The sequence below is a fragment of the Limnochorda sp. genome (assembly GCF_047459355.1).
Taxonomy (GTDB): domain Bacteria; phylum Bacillota; class Limnochordia; order Limnochordales; family Limnochordaceae; genus Limnochorda.
The window spans coordinates 1-1,805 of record NZ_VSCV01000079.1 but is presented as its reverse complement, the minus strand read 5'-3'; the positions used below and the strand labels follow the sequence as shown (position 1 = coordinate 1,805).

The 1,805-nt window shown below is 69.6% G+C and carries 2 protein-coding genes and 1 pseudogene; 2 read left to right on the top strand and 1 reads right to left on the bottom strand.

Annotated features, from left to right (window positions below; all coding sequences use genetic code 11):
- Positions 1 to 191 precede the first annotated feature (191 nt).
- On the bottom strand, positions 192 to 395 hold the full coding sequence (locus tag FWJ67_RS10935) for an amphi-Trp domain-containing protein (RefSeq protein WP_414482836.1): 204 nt from the start codon (positions 393 to 395) through the stop codon (positions 192 to 194).
- Between the two features lie 138 nt (positions 396 to 533).
- On the opposite strand from FWJ67_RS10935, the gene FWJ67_RS10930 reads away from it, so the two are divergent.
- Both FWJ67_RS10930 and FWJ67_RS10925 read left to right on the top strand, forming a co-directional pair.
- Entirely contained in the window at positions 534 to 1,565 is a 1,032-nt protein-coding gene (locus FWJ67_RS10930; protein WP_414482835.1) for a CotS family spore coat protein, read from the top strand.
- Positions 1,555 to 1,805: pseudogene (locus FWJ67_RS10925) on the top strand (hypothetical protein); the annotation flags it as partial. The gene FWJ67_RS10930 and the pseudogene FWJ67_RS10925, both read left to right, overlap by 11 nt.

The window sequence follows — 1,805 nt, the reverse complement described above, 5'->3', positions numbered from 1 at the left end:
GCAAGATGGTCTCTACCACCAGCATGCCGTCAGGGGGCGGCGTGTAGGGATGCGTCACGGTTCTCCCTCCATTCCATCGTCCCGATGGGGACCATCGGGATGGGGGGCGTCCCCCTTCCAACCTATTGAGCGGGCCGGCACTGGGTGCGGCCCGCCTACGGGATCTGCCCCCACCCTACATCCCCAGGCGGCTACTGGGTCCAGGTCACCTTGAAAGAGAGCTCACCCTCCGCCTGGTCGTCCGAGTACTTGATCTTGTACTCCAGGCCGTCCTCCGGGACCCGGACCTCCTGACCCTCCACCGTCAACGAGCCCTCGGCAAGCCGCCGGGCCAGGTCGCTCAGGGTATCCGCGGCCTGCTGCCGGGAGCCGTACCCCTCCTCCTGCCACTTCATGAACGTGCCTCCTCCACAAGGATTGGATGGCGCATTGTATGCGGCCCCATTTGGGAAGCCGCCAGGATTCCAACGCCATTTCCAAGCGAGACCGGCCCGCATACCATGCGCCAGGCGTCCTCTTGGAGGGTTGCAGATATGGTAGAAGGGCACGTGCCCCACGCGGTGCTGGAAGCGTACGACTGCCCTGAAGCGTCCGTCGTCGCTGAGACGGTGAAGGCGAAGAAGGCGGTCTGGCTGGTCCAGACCCCCGACGGCGGGAGGGTCCTGAAGAAGTCGCCCCTGAGCGAGGGCCGCCTCCGCTTCGTCTTGGCTGCGGCCGAGCACCTCCGGGCCCAGGGCATCCGCCTGCCGGCCATCCTCCCCACCCGGGACGGCCGGCCCTACGTGGCCGTCCCCGAGGGGCTCTTCTTCATGATGGAGCGGGTCCAGGGGCGGAACCCCTCGTACGAGGAGCCGGCGGAACGGGAGGCGATCCTGCAGGGTCTGGCCCGGTTCCACCGGGCCTCGAAGGGCTTCTCGGCTGCAGACTACCCTGAGGCCCGGATCCAGCTGGGCGGCTGGCCCCAGCTCTACCTGAAGCGCCTGGAGGCCCTCCAGCTTCCGCTCGGAGAGGGAGCCTTTTGGGAGGCCGCCCGGCCCCACCACCCGGTGATGGTGGAGGCGGCCCGGGCCGCCCTGGAGCGCCTCCAGCGCTCGGCCTACCACCGCTGGACCGAGCGGGTCCGGGAGGACGGTGGGCTCTGCCACCAAGACTTCGCGGCGGGCAACCTCCTCCTGGAGCCGACAGGGGAGCTGGCGGTCTTGGATCTGGACTCCATCAGCGTGGAGATCCCGGCCCGGGACCTCCGGAAGATCCTCCTCAAGGTGCTGAAGCGGTCCCCGACGTGGGATCACGAGCTGGCCACGGCCATGCTCACCGCGTACCATCAGGTGCATCCCCTCGCGCCCGACGAGTACGAGGTGGTCCAGGCCGACCTCATCTTCCCCCACCTGTACCACGGGCTAGTGGACAAGTACCGGCGGGGCCGGGAGCCCACCTGGAGCGAGGACCGCTTCCTCCAGCGGCTGGCTCACGTGGTCGCCTTCGAGCGCCACAAGTGGGAGGTCCTCTCCTCCCAGTCCCTGCTCCCCGCCCCGCTCCAGGGAGGCGATCACGATGCGCACTGACCCCGCGGTCCAGCGGGTCCTGGCCGCCTACGGCCGGGTGGCCAGCCAGGTCCGGACCGTCCAGGCCGGTGGGCCCAAGGCGGTCTGGAAGGTGGAGGCGGACGGGGAGCCCCTCTGCCTCAAGCGGTTGCGGCTCCCCCCGGACCGGGCCGCCTTCAGCGTGGCGGCTCAAGCCTACATGGCGGGGGCTGGGGGCCCGGTCTTGCCCGTCCTCCGGGCCCAGGACGGTCAGCTGTGGGT